Annotated in this window: 19 protein-coding genes; 2 read left to right on the top strand and 17 right to left on the bottom strand. The window is 67.0% G+C overall.

From position 1 onward, the window contains the following. From ACW2Q0_RS21470 to ACW2Q0_RS21390, 17 genes are all read right to left on the bottom strand, one after another. On the bottom strand, window positions 1–180 hold a 180-nt coding region (locus tag ACW2Q0_RS21470; RefSeq protein WP_457192679.1), incomplete at its 3' end, for a hypothetical protein. Between the two features lie 193 nt (window positions 181–373). Beyond that, the gene (locus tag ACW2Q0_RS21465; protein ID WP_457192678.1) at window positions 374–1,954 is read right to left on the bottom strand and encodes a class I tRNA ligase family protein; all 1,581 of its coding nucleotides are present in this window, start codon (window positions 1,952–1,954) and stop codon (window positions 374–376) included. Window positions 1,955–1,984: 30 nt separating this feature from the next. After that, window positions 1,985–3,799 (bottom strand): glutamine--fructose-6-phosphate transaminase (isomerizing), encoded by a 1,815-nt coding sequence (glmS, locus tag ACW2Q0_RS21460; RefSeq protein ID WP_457192677.1) that lies wholly within the window; start codon window positions 3,797–3,799, stop codon window positions 1,985–1,987. Continuing rightward, entirely contained in the window at window positions 3,796–5,754 is a 1,959-nt protein-coding gene (locus tag ACW2Q0_RS21455) for an aminotransferase class III-fold pyridoxal phosphate-dependent enzyme (protein ID WP_457192676.1), read from the bottom strand. The genes glmS and ACW2Q0_RS21455 overlap by 4 nt, the downstream gene beginning before the upstream one ends. Continuing rightward, entirely contained in the window at window positions 5,751–6,914 is a 1,164-nt protein-coding gene (locus ACW2Q0_RS21450; protein WP_457192675.1) for an acyl-CoA dehydrogenase family protein, read from the bottom strand. The genes ACW2Q0_RS21455 and ACW2Q0_RS21450 overlap by 4 nt, the downstream gene beginning before the upstream one ends. 68 nt (window positions 6,915–6,982) lie before the next feature. Next, complete coding sequence (locus ACW2Q0_RS21445) at window positions 6,983–7,360, bottom strand: pyrophosphatase (protein ID WP_457192674.1); 378 nt, start codon at window positions 7,358–7,360, stop codon at window positions 6,983–6,985. Next, window positions 7,335–8,513 carry a hypothetical protein gene (locus ACW2Q0_RS21440; protein ID WP_457192673.1) on the bottom strand — a complete coding sequence of 393 codons (1,179 nt, stop codon included), beginning with the start codon at window positions 8,511–8,513 and terminating at the stop codon, window positions 7,335–7,337. Before ACW2Q0_RS21440 ends, ACW2Q0_RS21445 begins: the two co-directional genes overlap by 26 nt. Further along, window positions 8,510–9,790: a class I SAM-dependent methyltransferase gene (locus ACW2Q0_RS21435; protein ID WP_457192672.1), complete on the bottom strand. Its 1,281-nt coding sequence runs from the start codon at window positions 9,788–9,790 to the stop codon at window positions 8,510–8,512. The genes ACW2Q0_RS21440 and ACW2Q0_RS21435 overlap by 4 nt, the downstream gene beginning before the upstream one ends. Next, window positions 9,787–11,082: an aminotransferase class III-fold pyridoxal phosphate-dependent enzyme gene (locus ACW2Q0_RS21430; protein WP_457192671.1), complete on the bottom strand. Its 1,296-nt coding sequence runs from the start codon at window positions 11,080–11,082 to the stop codon at window positions 9,787–9,789. Before ACW2Q0_RS21430 ends, ACW2Q0_RS21435 begins: the two co-directional genes overlap by 4 nt. A 23-nt stretch (window positions 11,083–11,105) precedes the next feature. After that, window positions 11,106–12,266 carry a hypothetical protein gene (locus ACW2Q0_RS21425; RefSeq protein WP_457192670.1) on the bottom strand — a complete coding sequence of 387 codons (1,161 nt, stop codon included), beginning with the start codon at window positions 12,264–12,266 and terminating at the stop codon, window positions 11,106–11,108. Then, window positions 12,263–12,952: an NTP transferase domain-containing protein gene (locus tag ACW2Q0_RS21420; RefSeq protein WP_457192669.1), complete on the bottom strand. Its 690-nt coding sequence runs from the start codon at window positions 12,950–12,952 to the stop codon at window positions 12,263–12,265. The genes ACW2Q0_RS21425 and ACW2Q0_RS21420 overlap by 4 nt, the downstream gene beginning before the upstream one ends. Continuing rightward, a complete protein-coding gene (locus tag ACW2Q0_RS21415) occupies window positions 12,949–14,238 on the bottom strand; it encodes a hypothetical protein (RefSeq protein WP_457192668.1) in 1,290 nt (429 codons plus the stop codon). Before ACW2Q0_RS21415 ends, ACW2Q0_RS21420 begins: the two co-directional genes overlap by 4 nt. Before the next feature lie 10 nt (window positions 14,239–14,248). Then, the gene (locus ACW2Q0_RS21410; RefSeq protein ID WP_457192667.1) at window positions 14,249–15,478 is read right to left on the bottom strand and encodes a thymidine phosphorylase; all 1,230 of its coding nucleotides are present in this window, start codon (window positions 15,476–15,478) and stop codon (window positions 14,249–14,251) included. Next, the gene (locus tag ACW2Q0_RS21405) at window positions 15,478–16,317 is read right to left on the bottom strand and encodes a TauD/TfdA family dioxygenase (RefSeq protein ID WP_457192666.1); all 840 of its coding nucleotides are present in this window, start codon (window positions 16,315–16,317) and stop codon (window positions 15,478–15,480) included. The genes ACW2Q0_RS21410 and ACW2Q0_RS21405 overlap by 1 nt, the downstream gene beginning before the upstream one ends. Next, the gene (locus tag ACW2Q0_RS21400; RefSeq protein WP_457192665.1) at window positions 16,301–16,870 is read right to left on the bottom strand and encodes an AAA family ATPase; all 570 of its coding nucleotides are present in this window, start codon (window positions 16,868–16,870) and stop codon (window positions 16,301–16,303) included. Before ACW2Q0_RS21400 ends, ACW2Q0_RS21405 begins: the two co-directional genes overlap by 17 nt. After that, window positions 16,855–17,493: an HAD family hydrolase gene (locus ACW2Q0_RS21395; RefSeq protein WP_457192664.1), complete on the bottom strand. Its 639-nt coding sequence runs from the start codon at window positions 17,491–17,493 to the stop codon at window positions 16,855–16,857. Before ACW2Q0_RS21395 ends, ACW2Q0_RS21400 begins: the two co-directional genes overlap by 16 nt. Next, complete coding sequence (locus ACW2Q0_RS21390; protein ID WP_457192663.1) at window positions 17,490–18,734, bottom strand: ATP-grasp domain-containing protein; 1,245 nt, start codon at window positions 18,732–18,734, stop codon at window positions 17,490–17,492. Before ACW2Q0_RS21390 ends, ACW2Q0_RS21395 begins: the two co-directional genes overlap by 4 nt. Before the next feature lie 257 nt (window positions 18,735–18,991). Here ACW2Q0_RS21390 and ACW2Q0_RS21385 point away from each other — a divergent pair, with 257 nt between their 5' ends. Next, the gene (locus ACW2Q0_RS21385) at window positions 18,992–20,098 is read left to right on the top strand and encodes a helix-turn-helix domain-containing protein (protein ID WP_457192662.1); all 1,107 of its coding nucleotides are present in this window, start codon (window positions 18,992–18,994) and stop codon (window positions 20,096–20,098) included. 15 nt (window positions 20,099–20,113) lie between these two features. Then, window positions 20,114–20,689, top strand: coding sequence for an HD domain-containing protein (locus tag ACW2Q0_RS21380; protein ID WP_457192661.1), 576 nt, complete (start codon window positions 20,114–20,116; stop codon window positions 20,687–20,689). Window positions 20,690–20,796 lie beyond the last annotated feature (107 nt).

Raw genomic sequence — 20,796 nt, 5'->3', positions numbered from 1 at the left:
GTCGGCCGGCGATCCGGCAAGGTAGCCGGTCGAGGCCCGCACATGCGTCGCCACTGACACCGGGTGGCCCTTGCCCTCGAAGTAGGCGACAAGGCGGTCCAGCTCGTCGGCGGAGATCGGTGAGGAGGTGGAGACGATCGCGACGCCCCCGGCGGGCCTCACCGCTGGGGGTCGGATCATGGGGCGGTTCATCGGTGTGGCTCTCCTGCTCGTATCGGACCGATGTCGTCGGTTCGGTGTCGCAGACCACGCGCACGCCCACCAGATGCCGCTTTTCTCGACGGCAGAAGGCGGTGATTAGGAGGTTCGTCTCTTAACCGTTCTTCGACCCGCGGCTGCGGAGATCACTTCTAAGATGCGCAGCTTGGGGCCACTACCGAACCGGTCCATCACGGACGGCGTGTTGGTCTTCGAGGCGTATAAAGGGCGTGATCTCGGTCAGCGTTAGATCCATTGTCCTACACTGAATTTGCCGTTGTCGCGGGCTGTGACTCGCGAGGGTGCTGGCAATTGCGCCGAGCTGCATCGGCCGCTCGCTATAGCCGAGCGCGTCCCAGATGTGAGCTGCGACGGCCGGAAGGATCGGGCTGGTGAGCAGGGCGGTGCCGGCCAGCCACGTTGCGATCTCGTCTGCTTCGGGCAGGTTGGTGCTGAACATCCACGTCTTCGCGACATTCGTCGCGGCAGCAAGATCCACATGAGGCGGCGTGAGTCGATGTTGTTGTTCGTCAAGCGCCTGTGCGACCCGGGCATGATCGACGGCTACGGGGGTCGTCTCGTCGAGAGTGTGCAGAGCCGGCGCGAGACGGCGTGTCATCCAGTGCCCCAGCTCGTTGATGCGCGTGATGAGAGCCGCCGGAGTGATGTCGCCGATCCGCAGGTCGAGCGGTTCGTGGGCGAGGCTGTAGCGGAGTTCGTCGGTGGTGATGGTGGTGTTGTCGATGAGGTCGCTGATCCAGATGCCGTGTTGTTTGCTGGTGGAGCATTTGCGGCCGTCGAAGTGGAGCATGTGGTTGACCACGGTGTGATCGAACGGTTTGTATCCGGCCGGGCCAGCCAGTACGTGGGGTGCAACGAGTCCGGCGATGGAGTTGTCGCTGCCGAACAATCCGACCACGGTCACCGGTGAGTCGAGGTCGAAGGAATTGCCGTCTCCTCGGGCGTGGAGGAGTCCGGCGTAGAGGGCGTACCCGTAGTAGGTGTTGGCCAGCACGTGCCCGGCCGGGAGGTCGGTGCTGGTGATGCCCCAGTCGCCGGGCTGGGAGAGCCGGATGCGGGTGTCGGAGTGGTGGAGGTAATTTCGCGGCGCGGTTAGGAATCGGTCCGCGAGCCCGGTGCCGCCCAGTGCTTCGAGGATGCTGTGTGGGTCGGTGGGGCGAGCGAACCAGCTCTTGCAGCGTTCCCACCGGATCGTCTCGTCGGTGAGTCGACTACGCGGTTGCTGGAGTTGATCGGGATGGAAATGATCGCCACAGGCGGTGCAGGTGTTGCCGCCGGCCGGAGCGCCGCAGGTGGGGCAGCTTCCAGCGATCCACACGCCCAACAGCGCCCGGCCGCTGTCGGCGCCGACCGGTATCGACTCGGGGACGAGGTGTGCGGCGTCGCGACGGCGGAGTTTGTCGAGCAGTTGCTCGTGCAGGTAGCGGTAGCGGTAGCGGTGTTCGTCGTGGAAGGGGTCGATCCAGTGGTCGAGTTCGATGCCGAGGGCGTCGAGGTCGTGCTTGATCCCGGCGTGGTAATGGCGGCAGGTCTGTTCCGGGGTGCTGTCGTCGGGAACGGCGGCGAGAACCCAGTTTTCGTAGGCGTCGGTGCCAGTGATCACGGTGGCGGTGTCGCCGGTGCGGCGCAGTGCGCGGGCGATCGCGTCGGCGCGCAGGTAGGGGCCTGCGCCGTGGCCGATGTGCAGGCGTCCATTCGGTGTCGGGCACATCGGGATCAAGAGCCAGTCGGCCACGGCGGAACCCCCCCTTTTTTCTGATGGTTGTCAGCGCACGGTGACGGATTTCGCCAGCGAGCGGGGCTGGTCGATCTCGCGTCCGAGGTCCAGAGCGCAGTAGTAGGCGAGCAGTTGCCCGGCGACCAGATTGAGGATCAGGTCGGCGATGTCGTCGCCGTGGTAGGGCAATGGCAGGTATTCGGCGAAGACACCCAGGTCATCGGCGGGAATATCGGCGGGCCCGATTCCGATGACCGGGCCCTTGCGCGCGGCGATCTCGCTGACCGCGGCAAGGGTTGCCGCGTAGCGGTCGGGTGCGCCGGTATGGGAGGGCAGCAGCGCCACGGTGTAGAAGTGCTCGTCGATCAGGGAGATGGTGCCGTGCTTGAAGAATCCGGCGGCGGCGCCCTCGGCGTGGTGGTAGTTGACTTCCTTGAATTTCAGGGCGCTTTCGCAGGCGGCCGGGTAGAGGATGCCGCGGCCGAGGAAGAACCAGTCCGCGACGTGACTGTATTTGGCGGCCAGTGCCTGCACGCTGGTGGCGGTCGTGGCGATGAACTCGGTCAAGGTGTCACCCAGCCGCGCCAGGGAGTCCTGGTAGGCGGTGTAGTGGCCGTCAGTGAGAGTGCCGTTGGTGTGGCCGGTTTCCAGCGCCAGCCGGGCCAGCAACACAACTTGGCTGACGATGCTCTTGGTGGACAGCACGCAGATCTCCGGGCCCGAGCCTTGGGGCAGCCGGTGGGTGGCCAGTCGCTCCTGGGTGGAGCTGGGCACGTTGCAGATACTGGTGAGCACCGCGCCAGCCGCGATCGCAGCCCGGCACACCTCGAGGGTGTCGAAGGTCTCCCCGGACTGCGAGATCGCCACCAGCGGATCACCGTCGCCGAGCAAAGCCAGGTATTCGGCCTCATCGGACGGCAGCGCTGTCGCCCGTACCCCGGCGAGGCTCTTGAGCAGGTACTGGCCCATCGACGCGACGTAGAACGCGCTTCCGGCGCCGACGAGGGTCACCAGCCGATCTGGCGGGACGATCGCGGTGAACTGGTCCGCCGGTAGCGCCAGCGCGGCGCGAACGGCGGCGGGAGTCTCGTGGATCTCCTTGATCATCCAGTGCGGGTAGCGGCCCTTGTCGGCACGTTCCTGCCGGGCTGCGAGCCGGGTGAATTCGCGCTGCACGGGTTCAGCGGTGTCACCGGCCGCGGCGTAGACCTCGGCCGTGTCGGCTCGCACCGCGACGATGTCGCCGTCGTCGAGGAACAGCACCTCATCGTTGATGCCGTCCAGGGCCATCTGGTCGGAGGCGAGGATGCCGCGGCGTCCGTCGAACGCCACGACCAGCGGGCTTTTGTGCTTGGCACCCCACACCGTTGCGGGGTCGCTCACACTGATGACCGCCAGGGCGTACTCGCCGGCCAGCGCGGCGGTGGTGGCAGCGATGGCATCGCGCATCGACGCACCACCCGCGAGATGGCGGGCAATCAGATGCGCGGCGACCTCGGAATCGGTCTCGGAGGCGAACGTGATGCCGTCGGCCTCCAGCTCGCGACGCAGAGCGAGATGATTCTCGATGACGCCGTTGTGTACCACCGCGACCGCGCGGTCGTAGGACAGGTGCGGGTGGGCGTTGGCGGCGGTGACGCCACCATGGGTGGCCCACCGTGTGTGGCCCAGCGCCAGTGTCGCCTCCGGCAGCCCGGACAGGCGCCCCTCGGCCAGCGCTTTGCCCACCGAGCCGGTGTCCTTGGCCACCGACAGCTCACCGTCGGTGAGACAGCCCAGGCCCCACGAGTCATAGCCGCGGTATTCCAATACGGCTAACTGTTCGGCAGTCAGCCCGGTCACGGTGATCTCGGGCGAGGTCATCCCCACGATGCCGCACATGTTTGGTTGGTTCCTCCGTCGGTTTCCGGGCAGGATCGGGTCCGCGGCGTCAGCCGCGACAATGCGGCCCACAGTATCCCGGCATATGCGGACGCGGTATCGGAGTCCGGATGTACCGGGCGTGCCGGGGCAAGGTAGAAATCGGCCAGCCGCCGCCACATCGCAGCAGCCCTGCTGACCCCGTGTCGATCCACCAGAGCATCGACCAGGCGCTCCAGAAGATTCTCTCGTATCGAATTGCTTGACGCCGGTATCGCGACAAGTGTCTGCAAGATCGTGAACGTTTCCTCGAACAGCGCCGCCTCATGATGAGGGCCGCCGTAGCCGATCTCGAAGTCGATGAGCACGACCGCGGACCGGGGAGTCACGATCGCGTTGCCCGGCCACCGATCCCCGATCACGATGCCGTGGTCGTGCGCTCGTACCACCAGCTCGTAGTGACGCAGCACCAGCCCGTTGATGATCGCCGGGTCGGTGTTCGAATCGGCCAGAACCGTGTGCAGCGCACGGCCGGGTGTCCATCCGTAGTCCACCGCGTCCAACTCTTGGACGGCGTAGACGGGTGTCACTGCGACTCCGATCCGCGCCAGCGTCGCTGTCAGCTCTTGCTGAGCGGCTGGGCTGCGGGTGAGCACCCGCAACCCGGCGACCCGCAGTAACGCCCCCACATATTCTTCGTGCGGGTTCGCCCGCGCAGGCCGGCGCACCACACACCGGGCCCCGGTGTCGGAGCGGGCCTGCTCGATCGTCACCACGGTGGTCAATTCGTCAGCAGTCATGGCGCCGAGACGAGCGACCGCCGCCAACCCTTCGCGCAGATCATCGATCGCAAGCACAAGCGGCGGTTTGATCAGCAGCCGTCGGTCCAGGTCGGTGGTGCGCACGAACAATCCGGCAGTGGCGCACGCGGCGATCGTCTGAGCCGCCCATGTCTCCCGCAACCGCGGCGATCGCAGCGTAACGGTGGCGATCAACCCGGTCTGCCGGACGTCGAATCGATCTCTGTCGAACGTTTTGTCGAGCAGCATGGTGAAATCGGTTGTGCGGTGGTTCATTTCCTGGCGGGTAGCGCACAGCTGGTCGAGTCCGGCCAGCGCGGCAGCACACGACACCGGGTGCCCGCCTGCGGTGAATTCGGCGTCGTTGTATTGCAGCACGGCCATGAGATCGCGGCGCGCGAGCACCGCCGCCAGCGGATACCCCGCCCCCAGGGCTTTGCCCAGACAGATGATGTCCGATCCCACCCCGGTCCATTCGCTGGCGAACAGGTGCTGCCCCAGCCAGCCGAATGACTGCACTTCATCGGTGATCAGCAGTGTTCCTGCGGCGTCACAGGCGTCACGCAGCGCTCGCAGCCCGGCGCGAACATCGGCATCGGACAGGCCGTGCGCCACCATCACCGGGTCGAGGACCGCCGCAGCCAGATCTCGTCGGGTGGCGACCAGCCGAGCCAGCGCCATCGGATCGGGTTCCTCTGCCATGACCGTCGCGTTCGAGTCCGCCAGCATCCGGCCACGGTGCGTTGTGGCCATCCCCAAGGTCAGAAACGATTCACCGTGCCAGGCACCCGGCAGGCAGGCGACCGAACGCCGGCGGGTATGCAGCATCGCCAATTTCACCGCGGTCTCCACCGCGTCGCTTCCGTTGGTCAGTTTGGCGGCGACCACATCCACCCCAGCCGGGGCAACCTGTGCCAGCCTGTCGCACAACGCGAGGAACGGCTCACTGGCAAACCGCGACGACGCGAACTCCACCCGCTGCGCCTGCTCGGTCACCGCCGCGGAGATCGGTGAGAAACGCTGTCCCCATGCAAGATTCAACGTCTGCGCCGCCAGGTCCATGAACCGGCGGCCGTCGGCGACGGTGAAGAAACCACCCTCGGCCGCCACGATCGGCGGATAGCTCGCCTGCACAGCCGTCACTATCGCCCCGCTCATCGACACAGCACCTCGACTCCCAGCAGATCGCGCCCGAACTCGTCGAGCGCGAGCGAACTCATCTCCGCGTGTCCGGAACCGGCAACAATGTCACGCAGCGCACGTTGCGCACGGTGCTGGCGACCGACGAGAGAGGCATCTCCATAGCGGGCCACCAACGCGCACACCTCGAACGCCACCTCGGTCGCGTAGCGGGCCACCGCCCGCAACCGCCGATACGAGCTCTCGGCCACCGCACCGGTGTTCTGAGCCTCCCGCCACACCTGTCTCACGGTCTCGACCCCCAGAGCCCGCGCCCCGTCCACCGCCAGCCGTGACCGTGCAACCTGCGCCACCAGCCCGTCCGGCACACGCCTGCGCTCACCCCCATAGCGGTGACTGGCATGCGCTGTGAACTCCTCGATGGAGCCCTTGGCGACGCCGAGGGCGAATCCCAGATGTTTGATCGCCGCGCGCCGGAAACAGAAATGAGCGCCGCCACGCACGGGAACATCGACGGGATACGGCCATACCTGCGACCACGGAACCACGACATCGGCGACTCGGTAGTCGACTGTGCCCGTCGCCGCCAGACCTGCCCCGTCCCAGCAGTCCACAACCTCGAACTGCGACGCGGGCACCACCGCAGCCAGTTGCTGCGCTTCGGGCCACGGGCAATACACCGGGGATGCGCATCGCCCGATCGCCAGCACCCAATCGGCATAGGCGGCGCCGGTACCGAACGGCCACCGTCCATCCACGAGCAGTCCCGTCCGCGTGGGGACGACCATGTTGCCAAAGGCCCGCTCCTGGAAAGCGATCAACGGAAACGGGCCCCCTGGCGGGAACACCGCATCCACAGCGGTGGCGGGCAGCATCGAGGCCGCTCGCGCTGTGCTGCCAGCCAGCGCCCAAAACAGCCATCCGGTAGAGCCGTCGACGGCACTGACCGCTTCGATCAACTCCATCTCCGTCAGTGGCTCGACCTGGAACCCGCCCACCTCGGTCGGTGCCAGCGCCGCCAAAAGACCCGTTTCGCGCAATGCCTGCATCGCCTCGGTTCCAACCAGTCGCGTGTCCTCGCCAGCGTCGGCGCCCGCGCGCATCACCTCAGCGGTATCGGACACCAACCTCAGAAACTTCTCGCGTACCGCACTGTCAGCCTCAACGACATCACCCATCCCCGATCCCCCTTGCTGCCGTGGTGAATTTGCCATGATCCACTCGAAATCCTTGTCAGCCAACCGAATTAACGTCCACGCGGCCCACCTTGTGTATCGGGTGGGTTGAGATTGATCGTCAGCCACTTGCGGGTGATGCTCGCCCCAAGGTCGGTGCCGCGAGCATGGGCCATCAGCACGGCCTGGCAGACGACGTCGGCGAGTTCGTCATCGACGGCTGTGCGCAGTTGCTCATGAGTCTTTCCGCGTGCCCGGCCCTGCCCGATCGATGCCAGAAACCACTGCACGAGTTCACCGGCCTCTTCGGCTACCTTCATCGCGTACCACTCCGGAGTGCGAGTGATGCCGTATCGGTCGGCGTAGGCCCGCGAGACGCTGTCGAGCTGGCGGCCCAGATCCGCCCAGGGCACTGCGGTGAGGTCATTCCCCTTGTCGTGCATGTTCATCGGTCTCCTTCGCCAGCGGGGCCATTCGGTGTCGGATCAGGTGATCGGCCAGGCTGCCGATCGGAGGCAATTCGTTGTTGGCGGCGGTGAAAGATTCGGTCCCGGCTGCGATTTGCGGTGAGTGCAGTGCAGCGGACGCGGCTGCGTGGACTTGTCTGCGAATGCGGTCGCCCGTTGGATCGACAACGACGCCGGCATGGGCGTCGACGCAGCGGCGAGCGACGAACAGTGTGTCACTGTGCGCCGGTGCGATGATCGGAACGACAGCCCGATGTAGCGCTTCGAGAGTTGATGTGGCGCTGCCGTGACACAGCAGCACGTCTGCCTGCGTCAAATGGTGGAGCAAGTTCAACTCGGCCGTCACCGAGATGTCGGCTCTTGTTCGGGCACTGAGGTATTCGGCCCAGCCGCGCAGGATCGCTCGTTTCGGGGCATTCCGAATCTTCATCGTGATTGATGTGATCCCGGCATCGATCAGACCCAGCAGGGCATTGCCGAGCACTCCTACCGGTGGTTCGGTGACGAAGGTACCGAAATTGATCAGCGCCCGAGGTCGCTTGGGCTGCGAATATCCAGGTACTGGTGTGCCCGTTGCGCGCGACCGGTATCGGTAGCAGCGCAGATTCTCCCGTGGTTGTTCGCTCCCGCTGAAGAACCAGCGCGGCCCGAACGCGACTGTTCCCAGATTCAAGGGCGATCGGAGGTCGTCGGCGTCGTGGCCGCGGACCAGTGTCCGTCGGCGCGCTTCTTCGGCACTACCGTGCGGGGTGGCGGCGTCCGCACACGACACCACCCGCAGAAACGGCACACCGTGGTCGCCGGCTGCCACGGCCGCTCCGCGCTCGGAGGTGTCGCACACGATCAGATCGGGATGGAGTTCGGTGATCAGACGCCCGATGTCACGGCGGCTGCGCTGGCCCATCCGACGAATGATCTCGTCACCGGAGATACCCGAACTGCTCCGCAGATAGCTTTCGAACCCGGCCGGCTGATGCTGCACGTGCAGCGAACCGATGCCGGTGAATGCGGCGACTTCCTGACTGCCGCATAGGTAAACGCGGCAATCTGGTTGGGCGGCAAGGTCTTCCACGAGCGGCAGCAGGGTGTTGCAGTGTCCGGGCCCGGGGGCATAGGCGGCGAGAACGGTCATCATCGCCGGGCCCCACCTCGGAGAAGGGATGTGCCGTCCAGCGGTGTGGACGCGGTTTTCACCTTGTGCGCGCTGTGGATGAGGGTGTCCGGGTTCAAGCGAGTCGCGGTCAGTGCGCCGTCGATGGCGCGGCGCCGGTCATCGTCGGGAATCGCGGCCAGGTATGGGTAGCTGCCGTGGAGCAATGGCGCGATGTAGCGGTGCAGGGGCTGTTGGCTGTTCCACGTCGCGATGATGTCGATCTCGGTGTCGATCCCGGCGGCCGAGAGCCAATCGGTGATGCGGGGATCGTTGCCAGAGCTGACGATGCGACCCGGCCGATGGCCGAGCAGGCGCAACTGGGCGTGAAAGGCCGCGTTGAACGCGGTGACCGGTTCGGGTTGCTCGGTGGAGGAGATGATCCGGATAAGTGCGCCACCGGGGCGAAGCAGCCGCGCGGCCTCGGCGACGGCGAACAGCGGTTCGTCGACGAAACAGAGTGCGGCATGTTCGAATACCACATCGGCGCAGGCATCCGGCAGGCCCACGCTCATGCAGTCCTCCTCGCGGACCCGCACGTGGTCGAAATTGCTGGTGTGCTGTTGTAGGACTGCTCGCATGCCGATGGCGGGTTCGATGGCGACGAGGCTGCGAGTATGCGGTGCGGCGGTGCGGGTGATGGCGCCGGTTCCGGCGCCGAACTCGATGGTGTCGCGCCCGGCCAGCCGACTACGGGCGATCGTGGTGATCGCGTTGGCGAATTCTGGTGCGGCGAAAGGCCGGTCGTGGTCGTAGCGGGCAGCCAACGGCGCGGTGTAGAGCCAGCTGCCCTCGTCGGAGGCGAGGATCTGCCGCGCGGCGGCGGCGACATCGGCGAGCTGGTGGTGGCGGCACCCACCGCCGGTGTGGGGAAGGTGGCGGGCGTAGACGGCCAGCCGCGCGACGCACCAGGCGGCAGCCACCCGACCACACGTGCCGAGGTCGGGGTCCGCAGCGGTCAGGGTGGTGAAGCGTTCGGGGACGTGTCGGTAGCTCGGGGCGGTGGTGTGGCGGATCGGTTGCCGCGTCCAGAGTGCTTCCATGACCGCCGCTATCGTGGCTGCGGCGGTGCGCGGCGCGCGCGCGGCGATGTCGGCGGTGCCGGAGGTCAGATCGCACAGCAGGCACCAGGTGGCGGTGTCGACGTCGTTCAGGACGCTGGTCATTGTGGCGGTGGTCCACCACGGGACGTACTCGAAGTCGTCGGCCGGACGTGCCGGCGCGGGTGGTAGCGCTGGTAGGCCGGTGGCGTGCGTCGTCATGCGTACACGCTCCTGCCGTAGATTTCGACGTTCGCGATCGCGAGCTTCAGTTGCGCGGCCATCGTGGCGAGCTGCTGGGGTGTGGCGTTGAGCGCGGGTGTGAGCATGAGCGCGTTCTGTTTGCAGCCGACGATCAAGCCGCCGCTGGACACACCGCCTTGGCGTGCGGCCGCTGCGATCGCCAAGGCTCGCTCGACGCTGTCGCATTCGGCGACACCCACGCCCCCGTAGGTGCGCAGATCGACGATTCCCGACGCGCGCAGGCACTTTCGGAAGTTGGTGGCGAACCAGTCGGCGGTGGCAGCGGCATATGCCAGGCCATCGGTGCGCAAAAGGTCGATGGTGGCCAGCGCGGCCGCGCAGGCGAGGCCGTGGCCGGAGGTGGTGTGCCCGTAGCGCAGTAGGGCGTCGCCGAATTGGGCACGGATGCTGCGGCGCAGGCACGTGGCGCCCATCGGGACGACGCCGTTGGTCATGCCCTTGCTGATGGCCAGAATGTCGGGCGGGGTGGGCATCGCGTTGACGGCGAACGCCGCCGAGCCGCTGCGACCGAATCCGGTGAACACTTCGTCCACGATCATCAGAGTGTCGAAATTGCTTGTGACTGTGCGCAATTCGTTGAGGAATCCGTCGGGTAGGACGATGCCGCCGCCCACGTTGAGGAACGGCTCTACGATCACCGCTGCCACCCGTTGTGGTCCGGCGGCGGTGATCGCCGCTGCGAATGCGTCGGCGAGTGCCGCAGCTGCGCCGGGTTGGTCGGGGTGGTGATCGGTGGTGAGTTCCACGTGCTGGATCCGGGGTGTGGTCGCCCACTTGGTGTGCAGGATCGGCAGGCCGGACAATGCGGCCGCCAGGGCGGTGCAGCCGTGGTAGCCGAGGGCGAAGGCGATGATGGTGTCGCGCTGGGGTTGGTCGCGGTGGCACCAGTAGTCCATGGCGATGCGGATTGCGCCCTCGATCGCTTCGGATCCGGAATTGACGAACACGAAATCGTCGAGGCCGGTGAGGTCGGCCAGGGCGTCGATGAGGGCTTCGGCGGGCTGTTGCGCGGCCAGTGTTTCATCGACGTGTGCAAGCTGCCGCAGATGCGCGGTGACCGCCTCGGTAATGCGCGGGTGTGCGTGACCGAACGGGGTATTGGCGGCGCCGGCGACACCGTCGAGGTGGCAACGGCCATAGATGTCCCAGACCTCGCAGCCGCAGCCACGCACGAGCTGATGGTGGTACAGGTCGCGGCGTGGGTTGGCCGCGGTGCTGGCAGTGGTCCAGCCGTTCCAGCGTGCTGGCATGACGAAATCCCCTGTCTCTGAAATTAGTTCAGTCGTTGCCGCAGTTGCGCGACGAGCGGTTCGGCGGTGTGCTCGTAGGCCCATTCCTGCGGCGTCGCCGGACGCGGTGGCCGGTCCGATACCAGCACCGCGAGGTAGCTTGCGATCGTGTCGGTATCGGCGGGGTCGACGGCGACGGCCAGACCATCGTCGGCCAGTTCGGTCGCGGTGGCGCCGAATGGATCAACCAGCAGCGTCAGCCCATACAGGCGCGAATCGCGGGCCCGCAGCCGCACACAGGTCTGATTCTCGATCCCGGGACGTGCCAGGCAGACCAGCCCGGCGGCATGACGCAGGTAGCGATCGCGGTCATCGTGGCGCACCGGATGGGTGTGCAGCACCACCTGGTCAGCGATCCCGAGGTCGTGTGAGGCCCGGGTGACTTCGGTGTGTACCGCGTCGGTGTCGGGGTGGGGCGCTGCATGCAGGAACCGCAATCCGACATCGACACCACCGGCGCGAGCCGCCGCGACCGCGCGCACCGCCGCGACCGGGTCCATGAACGTCCACAGACCACCGGTCCACAACACCTCACCGCGACCGTGCCCGGTCGCGCCCGGAATGCGGGCCGCAGCGCGGGGCGAGGTCGTGGTGCTGTAGCCGATCGGGATCGTGGTGATGCGGTGGTCGAGCTGTCGCGATCGGCCCAGATCCTGCGGGGTCAGCAGACCGTACGCGGCCAAGTTCGCGATCAGTGTGGTCCGCTCGACATGGGAGCGGGCGATGAACAAGTCGCTGTGGGTCAGCTGGAATCGGTAAGTATCGACGAGCTGCTGATAGGTGTCGGTGTCGAAGACGCCGCCCAGGCGGAATCGGGGATATTCCAGCTGCTCGATCGGCGGCGCGTTCTCCGACACGATCAGCGTGCCCTCCCGGCGGGCCTGTTCGATGCGACTTGGGTCGGGCATGTCGAAGAAGAACACCGCATCCGCGTCGGTGAGCAGCCCCGGCCAGTCGGCTTCGTCGGTGACCAGTTCGGCGTCGCCGACGTCGATCGGCTCGTGTCCGTCGGTGGTGGGGCTGTAGATGTAGACGGGGAAATGGCAGGCCAGGGCGGCGGCGAGTTCGGCGACCCGCAACCCGATGCCGCTCGTGGTGGTCTGACCCAGCGAGTACGGTCCGGCGTCGAACAGCAGCGTGGTCATGGCAGGACACCTGCTTTCGCGGCCGCCGCCAGATCGGCGGGCTCGTTGAGATTGACGAAATCCGGTCCCCATACCACCGGTGCGTCGATCAGGCATTCGGTGACACCGGCGCACAGACCGTGTGCCAACGGCGCGAGCATCGGCTTGCGCACGGCCAGCGCGGACCAGCACGCATTGAATCCCGCGGTCTCTGTGGGCTTTTCGGCCGCCGCGATCACGATGCCGTCGGTGACGGTCAGGGCTCCCTCACGGCGCAACCGCTGCGGATCACCGGTGCCGGCCGCGACCACGGCGATCGGGTCACCGTTGTGTAGGCGGTCGACTGCGTCACTGAACGCGGGCACCGGATCGGACACGAACACCTGGTCGCCCAGACAGATCAGCACGGTCTCGTCGCACCACGGCGCGGCGGCCAGCAGCCCCGACCCCAATCCGCGATCCACCTCCGAGGGCGACAGCAACACGAATGCCGTGTGGCGGCGCAAGCGTTCGAGATGGCGCACCAGCGCGAGCTTTTCGGCCGACACGACGAGCACCACCTTCACCTCCGGCAACGGGATCCTCTCAAGCGCGGCGAACAGAGGATCGATCACCGCTACCCCAGGGCGCAGCGCATGCAATTCCTTCGGATACACCGCCCCGAACCGGCGCCCAGCGCCGGCCGCGAGCACGACTACCGTCGTCACAGCCACACCCCTTCAGGTTCGGCGGTGCGAGACCACCACGGCCGCTGCCCGATCCGATCGCGCAGCTCGCTCACGAGGGCCGTGGCCCGGCTGGCGTGCCCGTCGCGGGCCATCGCGATCACCGCGGCCAGGTCCCGCATGTCGGTGTCGGTGGCACCGAGCACCGTGGGTTCTGCGGTCCCGAGCCGGAACATCGGCCCCAGGCACCCAGGCAGATCGTGTTGGATGTTCACCCGGATTCCCCAGCGCGCCAACCGATCCGACACAGCGAACGGGTCTTGCAGGCGCACCCAGACTTGATGGGTGTCGGTATATTCGGACTCGGCCCCGGCGAGGTCGAAGCCGTGGTCGGCCAGCGCAGCCGCCAGCACCCGAGCGTTGGTGATCACCGCGCTCGCGTAACCGTTGCCGTAGATCTCGAACTCGAGCGCGGTGCGTGCGGCGGCCAGGGCCGTGGCGAAGTGGTGGCTGCTGACCATCGTGAACTGCGCCTTGCGCAGCAACGCATGAGTGGTCTCGTCGCGGGTGGCCAGCAGCCCCCGATGCGGGCCCGGAAACGTTTTGTGCAGAGAACTGCTGATCGAACCCGCCCCACAGTCCAGCGGGTTGGGGTGCGCGCCGCCGAGCACCAGCCCGAGCGTGTGGCTACAGTCGACGTGCAAACGGGCCGGTGGATAGCGGTGCACCAGCTCCGCCACCGCCGCGACGTCCAGCACATGCCGGGAATTCTGCAAGTCGGCGTACACCAGCGACACCGATCGGGCAGCCAGTACCTGCTCCAGCTGGGCCAGATCGATGTGCCCGTCGACGCAGTCGACCGGCCGCCACCGGTAACCGAACCGGCCGATCAGCTCGCCCGTGGCGTAATGGCCGCCGCTGGCCTGGGAGATCGACACCACCGTAGACCCCGGTGCGCCGCCGAGCGCGGCCAACGCGATCATCATCGCGTTGAGCCCAGAAATCGGACGCAGGTTCACCCACTCAGCGTCGGTGTGCAGTAGTCGTGAAAACGCTGCGCGGCCAGCGTTTTCCAGCTCGGCGATCGGCTCGCCGCCGCGGAACTCCCATTGCCGGGCGGCCAGGTGTTCGTTGAAGTGGTAGCGGTTGCTGTAGTCGGTGCCCAGCAGCGCGTGCGCGGTGGGGCTCATCCGATTCTCGCTGGGGACCAGGTTGATCGCCGTCCGGATCAGCGGCTCGGTGGCGGCGATGCGGGCGGTGATCTCCGCCAGGTGGGCACGCGGATCCGCGGCGACACCGCCGACCGAGTGGAGGTTGGTTGTCTGCACGGTGGCCTGCTCAGTCGTGGAAGTGGCAATGAAGGCCGAGGACGTCGGCGTGCGCGTGACCGGAGACCGGGTCAGGGGCATGGACCTCGAGGACAGGTTGTCCCGCCGAGACCGGTCGTCCCGGCTCGGCCACGATCCGCACACCGCATGTCGCGTCGACGGCAGCAAGCATCTGGGCGGCTTCCCCGACGGGACGCGCATCGACTCCCGTGTATATCGCTGGCCGAGGTGCGTGGTACGTGACGACAACGGGTGCGTGGGTGCTTTCGAGGCCCTTGTCCAGCCACTCCGCATCCCCACCGAGATGGTTCACGTAGTGGCAGAACAACTCGTAGGCATCGCCGGAATTCAGAGCGTTGTCGATGCGCGACCGAGTCGGCTTCCTGGGATCCGGTGCTGGGACCGCGTGCAGAACCTGCTCGGCCAAGCCGGTGACGTGCTCGCGCAACACGGGCGACCCGCCTCCGCGCAGCACGGCGACAGCTTCGCGCAGCTCGAGCAGCGGCCCGGCGGCGGGGGCGAGCGGCTGTGAGGCGTCGCAGGTTGACATCAGCATCCGTCGGCCCGCAGACTCGCCGATTGCGCGCATCAGCCGCACCAACTCGTCGGCGTCGGCTTCGGTGGCCACCACCGCGCCCGGCCCGTACTTGACCTCCAGCGCGATCGTCGCGGCGCCGGTGGCGAGCTTTTTGCTCATGATGCTGGCCGCGATCAACGCCGCGACGTCGACGGTGCCGGTGCGTTCACGCAGTGCGTAGGTGCGGCCGTCGGCGGGCACCAGCTCTGGTGATTGGCCCGCGATGCAGAATCCGACCGTCTCGACGCAGCCGACGAACTCGGTCACGGTTAGATCCAGCCGTAGACCGGGGATGCAGTGCAGTTTGTCGAGCGTGCCGCCGCAGTGCCGCAACGCCGATCCGGTGATCTTCGCGACCCGCAGACCGGTGGCGGCCAGCAGCGGCGCGAGCACGATACTCACATCGTCACCGACACAGCCAGTGCTGTGCTTGTCGACCACCTGCGTGGCGTCAGGCCAGCTCACCTGCTGTCCGGACGCCACATACGCCTGCGTCAACGCCGATGCCTCGGTGTCGCTGTGGCCGCTCATCGCCAGCGTCGTCAGCAGCGAAGCCACTACCGCATCCGGTGTGCCGGGGGCGAGCAGTGCTGCGAACTGCTCCTGTGTGAACTCCATGCCGGTGGTGCGGCGCTGTTCGAGAAGTGTTGCCGCCGAATCCATTACGCTATCTCCTGGGTGTACAGGCCGCGGATGAGTACGCGCTCGCCGATCCCGGCGGTGAATGCGGTGCGGCCGTGTGCGATCCGCCCGTTACACAGCACCAGCCCGGTGCGCGAGGGGATCGCGATGTCCTGCCGATATCGGCCGCCGGGTCGCGACATCGCCCGCAGTTGTTCGACGGCGGCCGCGCGCTGCTCACCGAGGCCGTCGGCCAGCTGCCAGATCTCGGTGCCGTCGTCAGCCCACCGCGTCCGCAGGCCGCGCCCGGCCAGCTCGGCGAACGCGGGCCCGCACGTTCTGGGTGGCGGCTGAAACGACCTCGCTACCCGCGTGAGCGCGTCGTCGATCATCAACGCCGCCGCCCCGGCCGGGTCGATGCGCCGCAGGTCTTCGAATGCCTCGACCGCACGGAAGATCGTGGTATGCCCGCCTTTTCGGGCGGCGCGGTCGAACCACAACAGCGACGTTCCCACGTGCCCGATCGGTTCCAGGGTGCCGTCGGTGTGGAAGCCCTGCGCCGCGCAGGTGCCGAACACCCCGTGACTGGTCGCGGTCGGCGTGGGCGAGATGGTGTTGAACCCGTCGGCGTCGTAGCCGAATCGGTCCGGGTGGGTGGCGTAGACCGTCGGCACATAGGTGCTGCCGAGTTCGAGCAGCCGAGCCGTCTCGGCCAGGACCGACCTCCCCGCCACGGCAGGGTCTTCGACGGTGAACAGAGCGAAACCGTTGCGCTGGCAGTCTTCTCGGATCCGCGCGACCGCCGCGGCCGGGGCCGCATCGAGTGCGGGCCGGGCGGAAGCTGCGGGATCGTCGGTGCAGGTGTCACTGTGGATCGTCATCAGACCCCTCCGGGGTGTCGTCTTTGGCCCACCGCCCAATGGCCTCGGTGATCTCGGCGGCAGCGCGCAGCGGGCTCATGGAGGTGGTGTCGATCACGAGATCGGCCGCATCCGCGAGCCAGTCGTCGCGGGCGGCGATGTAGGTCGGCACGTGCTGCAGGCGCCAACCGGCCGCGCGATGCAGGACCTCGTCTTCGCTGATCCGCTGCCGCAGTACCTCCGGGCTGGCGTCGATCAGTACGTGACGCAGCGAATGTCCCAGTTCACCGATGCTGGTCGCGATTTCGGCCCAGTACTTCTGGTTCAGCACGGTCTGCACGATCACCAAGTGCTGCCCGGTCTCGGTGGCGATATCGTCGGCGACGAATGGGACCAGCCGCCGCCACGACGGAAGGTCCTGGAAGTCGGCGGCTTCGTCGGGGAATTGTGCGCGCAGCATGAACCCGACGAACTCGGGATCGAACAGCCGCCAGTGTTGCGGGTCGGCCGCGACGAGTTCTTTCGCGATCGACGTCTTGCCGGCTCCGAAACTGCCGTTCAGCCAAACGAACAAGATTCCTCCTGGATCGGGTATTCATGGACGAAGGACGACAATGACGATCCCGCGCTGAAATGTGCGACGTGCATGCCGACACTGCGTGCGCCGGGCAGGTTCACCGGTAGGTCGTCGACGACAAGAATCCTGGCCGGGGACACGCCCATCGCGGTGGCGGCGTGCCGATATAGCGCCGGCGCGGGCTTGGTCATCCCGAGGTGTGCGGATACGAAGATGTGGTCGAACGCAGTGTCGACGCCGAACCGCTCCAGGTCCGCGACCAGGATGTCAGTGCTGTCACTCAGCAGCGCCACCACAAACCGCTCCCGAAGCTGCGCCAAGAATTCGATCGCCCCGTCGGCCAGGCGCCCGCGGTCGGCGCTCCACACCCGCACCGCCTCACGGCCACGGCCGTCGAACCGCTGCGCCAGGTTCTCGGCCACCGACTCACGCCACCGGGCGTCGGTGAAGATGCCGAGCTTGGCATATTCGTAGGCGTCGGTGCCGTACGCGGCGGCCGCGATCGCCCCGGTGGGCATGCCTTCGGCGTGTTCACCCGCGCGTTCGCCGTCACCCTGCCAGTAGTGCAGTACGCCATCCCAGTCCAGCAGGACCGCTTCGATGCCCTCGAACCTGGTCATGGCCGCCTCGTCTCCACCCGTACCAGTGCGTCGAAGTCCCGGGTCGCCGCTTTCAACTCCTCGAGGGTGCCGGCGTCAAACACAACGAACCCCGGCCGCGAATGCGAGTCCCGCGACTCCGGGAGCAAGTCGCCCACCTGTGGCGCCGATACCTCCAGCGCGTGGTGCGCCCTCCGGAACTCCTCGAGCCCCTGCACACCCGTGACCACGCCCGGCGCGGCGTGCAGGAACCGGATCGCCGCGAATCGCTCGGCGACCGCATCTATCCGCGGCTGCGTGTGAGCGAGACAGCGCAGCCAGGCGTCGGCGAGGTTGACTCCGTAGGCGAGTTCGATCAGCCATGGGATTCGGTCACCAGGAAACCGGACCGCGCACTCGATCGGGTAGGCGCGCTCGCCATGGATCCGCCACTCCGAATGCAACAGCCCGTCGCTCACCTCCAGCGCCCGCACCAAGCGCCGCGCGCTGCCGGACAGCAGCGCGTGCAGCGGACTCGGCACCACCGCCGGAACCTGGTGGGCCATCTCCGGGAACCAGGGCAGCTCGCCCGCCGTCTTGCCGGTGACATTGACGAACACGATCTCCCCGGCTTGCACCAGCACCTCGACCGAAAACTCCGGACCGCTGCAGTACTCCTCGACCAGATACGTCCATTCCAGCGGTCGATCCAGCGGTTTGTGGGTGCCCTCATCGGTCTGCACCGACTGATCCCACGCCACGGGGATGTCGTCGCGGTCGTCGATGTAGCGCACGCCCAACGAGCCGTTGCGATTGCGGGGCTTGAGCACGATGGGACGGCCCTCGCCGGCATCGAAGAACTCGCCCACCTCGGCGCTGGTGTCGACCGCGCGGAACCGGGGTGTCGGGAACCCCGCACCATCGACGAGCTGCCGGAAAATCAGCTTGTCTGTGCACGCTCGGACGGCGTTCGCACCCGGGTAGCCAATGCCGAGCTTGTCGGCGATGGCGGCCGCGGCCCGCACCGCATGCTCCTTGCCCGGAAGTACCACGTCGAATCCGACCTCGGCGTGCCAGGCCGCACCGACCTCGACCGCTTCATCGCTGAAAACGAAACGCGCGGTGCGGATCTCGCTGACGATCGCGTGATCGAACTCACCCGGATGAGACTCCAACACCGACGGCTCCACCAGCAGAAACACTTGCGGGACATCGGCATCGATGCGCGCAAGCGCCTCGATCAGGCCCGTACTGTAGCCGAGCACCAGCACCCTCCGCGTCATCGCCGACCACCGCCCGCGGCGGTGCACCGCACATGCGGTAGTAGTGTTCGATCTTTCATTCCAGGCACACTCCTTCGTCGATGCCATGAGTGAGAAGCCGTCCGCGCCAATGTCATTGACTGCGTGCGCGGTGAGAGCCGAGTTTGATCGCAGCGCTGTTGGACCGCCGTCTCGACGGTATGCTGACCAGGCCGGACGCTGAACTGACTGGGAGTACGAGTAGAACCTCGCCGCCGATCATCGACACAGGACCGCTCATGGGCCCGCCCCGCGATACACCGACCCGCAGTCAGGGTTCGCGTCTGTACGGCGCTGTGTCCGGGTTCCTGCTCAAATTGCTGCGCGAGGCCACCGGCCTCACACAGGCCGAATTCGCTGAACTGCTCGGCATCGACCAGACCACCGTCTACGGATGGGAAAGCGGCCGACGGCCCCTGGCCCATCTGCGCGCCGGTGACCTGACGCGGCTGCGGATGCTGCTCACTCGCCACGGCGCACCACCGCACGCTCTTGCATTGATCGGCGACGCGCTGGAAGCCGACCTGATCATCGGCGATACCGTCAGCACCAACCCTGCGGTGATCGGCGCCGAGTCGCATCCGCTCGCGGTGAGTGTGCACCAGCGCACCCTCGCCAACTTGATCACCTGGCCTCTCACCGGCCGCCCGCCAGCCCAGCTCGCAGACCTTGCCGAACACCGCGGCCACGGCCCCAGGCCCTCGTCCCCTGTGATCTCCGCCGACGATCGCAGACTGTTCTTCGCTCACCTGCTCGACGTCGCCGACCGCTGCCGATGGCCCGACGATGCGTTGCTGCGCCGCCAGTCCATCTACCTGCTCGGATTCGACGACCGCGCCGAATCCGCCGACTGGCTCACCTGCGAACTCACTCGCGCCCAGCAGTCCATCGACAACGACACCCCGGGCTCGCTGCGAGTCCGCTCGTCGGCGATCGCGCTGGCCGCCACTGGTGATCGAGATCCGTTGCGCGCCTATCTGACTCGCCTGGACCACGCGCAGGCCCAAGCGAACCTGACCTACTATGCGTACTGGGTCGGCGAGCTGCCTGGCGGGGTCCTCGACGACCGTGCCATGATCCGCGCCGACCCTGCCGGCTGGTCCGGACAGCGGCTGCTGCGGCACTTGCTCGACCGGCTCCAGCCCGGCACCGACCAGGCCGACCTCTACGTTCATACCCTCGCCGACCTGATTGCCAGCCATCCGCACTTGCTCACCGCCGACCCCGCTCTGCGGGAAGCGACCCGCACCGCGGTCGACCGGATGAACGCCGACCCCGATCTGATGGCCCAAGCCCGCCAAGACCTGGCTAACGTGGCCTACGCAGTACGCCTGTCCAGCCGATAACGCGGAGGAACAACAATGGATGAACACCAGCTCGGCCCCGACGCCGCAGCCGAGATCGCCGCCTTCGCCTTCGAGATGGGCGTGCTCAAACGCGAGTCGCGCAAGGGCTGGCTCGACGCGCAGATCACCAACCCGGAATCGGTCGCCGACCACACCTGCCGCACCGCGCAACTGGCGGCACTGATCGCCGCTCTCGAAGGCGGCGATGCGGCCAAGGCCGCGCACATGGCGATCTGGCACGACTCCCAGGAGACCCGCACTCGCGACCTCAACAAGACCAGCAAACCGTTCCTGCCCAGCGTCGACCACAACGCCGTCACCGCCGCCCAAGTCGCACGCATGCCCGACACCGTACGAAAGCTGTTGCAGGACACCGTCGCCGAGTTCGAAGCCCAAGCCACCCTCGAAGCGGTCTGCGCCCGCGACGCCGACCGCCTCGAATGCCTGTTCCAAGCCCTGGAATACCAGGCCACGGGCAACACCCTCATGCAGGAATGGATCGACGACTCCCGCACGAAACTCAAGACCACCAGCGCGATCAGCATCGCCGACGCAGCACTCACAACCTCGCCGCTGAAATGGAGGCACTGAACCTCTACCCCAATCCCGGCGCAGCACCGATGTCACATGCACGGCCATCGCCACCTTGAGGCTTCCACCTCCGCACTGCGGCTGACGCGCTGCGATCCGTTCGTCCA

The organism is Nocardia citri (assembly GCF_054065835.1).
This window is presented reverse-complemented; position numbering and strand designations above follow the sequence as displayed.

Bases quoted from the DNA above. Each gene is read 5' to 3' on its own strand.
- glmS (WP_457192677.1), bottom strand. From the start codon at position 3,799: ATGACCTCGCCCGAGATCACCGTGACCGGGCTGACTGCCGAACAGTTA.
- ACW2Q0_RS21455 (WP_457192676.1), bottom strand. From the start codon at position 5,754: ATGAGCGGGGCGATAGTGACGGCTGTGCAGGCGAGCTATCCGCCGATC.
- ACW2Q0_RS21450 (WP_457192675.1), bottom strand. From the start codon at position 6,914: ATGGGTGATGTCGTTGAGGCTGACAGTGCGGTACGCGAGAAGTTTCTG.
- ACW2Q0_RS21445 (WP_457192674.1), bottom strand. From the start codon at position 7,360: ATGAACATGCACGACAAGGGGAATGACCTCACCGCAGTGCCCTGGGCG.
- ACW2Q0_RS21440 (WP_457192673.1), bottom strand. From the start codon at position 8,513: ATGATGACCGTTCTCGCCGCCTATGCCCCCGGGCCCGGACACTGCAAC.
- ACW2Q0_RS21435 (WP_457192672.1), bottom strand. From the start codon at position 9,790: ATGACGACGCACGCCACCGGCCTACCAGCGCTACCACCCGCGCCGGCA.
- ACW2Q0_RS21430 (WP_457192671.1), bottom strand. From the start codon at position 11,082: ATGCCAGCACGCTGGAACGGCTGGACCACTGCCAGCACCGCGGCCAAC.
- ACW2Q0_RS21425 (WP_457192670.1), bottom strand. From the start codon at position 12,266: ATGACCACGCTGCTGTTCGACGCCGGACCGTACTCGCTGGGTCAGACC.
- ACW2Q0_RS21410 (WP_457192667.1), bottom strand. From the start codon at position 15,478: ATGGATTCGGCGGCAACACTTCTCGAACAGCGCCGCACCACCGGCATG.
- ACW2Q0_RS21405 (WP_457192666.1), bottom strand. From the start codon at position 16,317: ATGACGATCCACAGTGACACCTGCACCGACGATCCCGCAGCTTCCGCC.
- ACW2Q0_RS21395 (WP_457192664.1), bottom strand. From the start codon at position 17,493: ATGACCAGGTTCGAGGGCATCGAAGCGGTCCTGCTGGACTGGGATGGC.
- ACW2Q0_RS21390 (WP_457192663.1), bottom strand. From the start codon at position 18,734: ATGACGCGGAGGGTGCTGGTGCTCGGCTACAGTACGGGCCTGATCGAG.
- ACW2Q0_RS21385 (WP_457192662.1), top strand. From the start codon at position 18,992: ATGGGCCCGCCCCGCGATACACCGACCCGCAGTCAGGGTTCGCGTCTG.
- ACW2Q0_RS21380 (WP_457192661.1), top strand. From the start codon at position 20,114: ATGGATGAACACCAGCTCGGCCCCGACGCCGCAGCCGAGATCGCCGCC.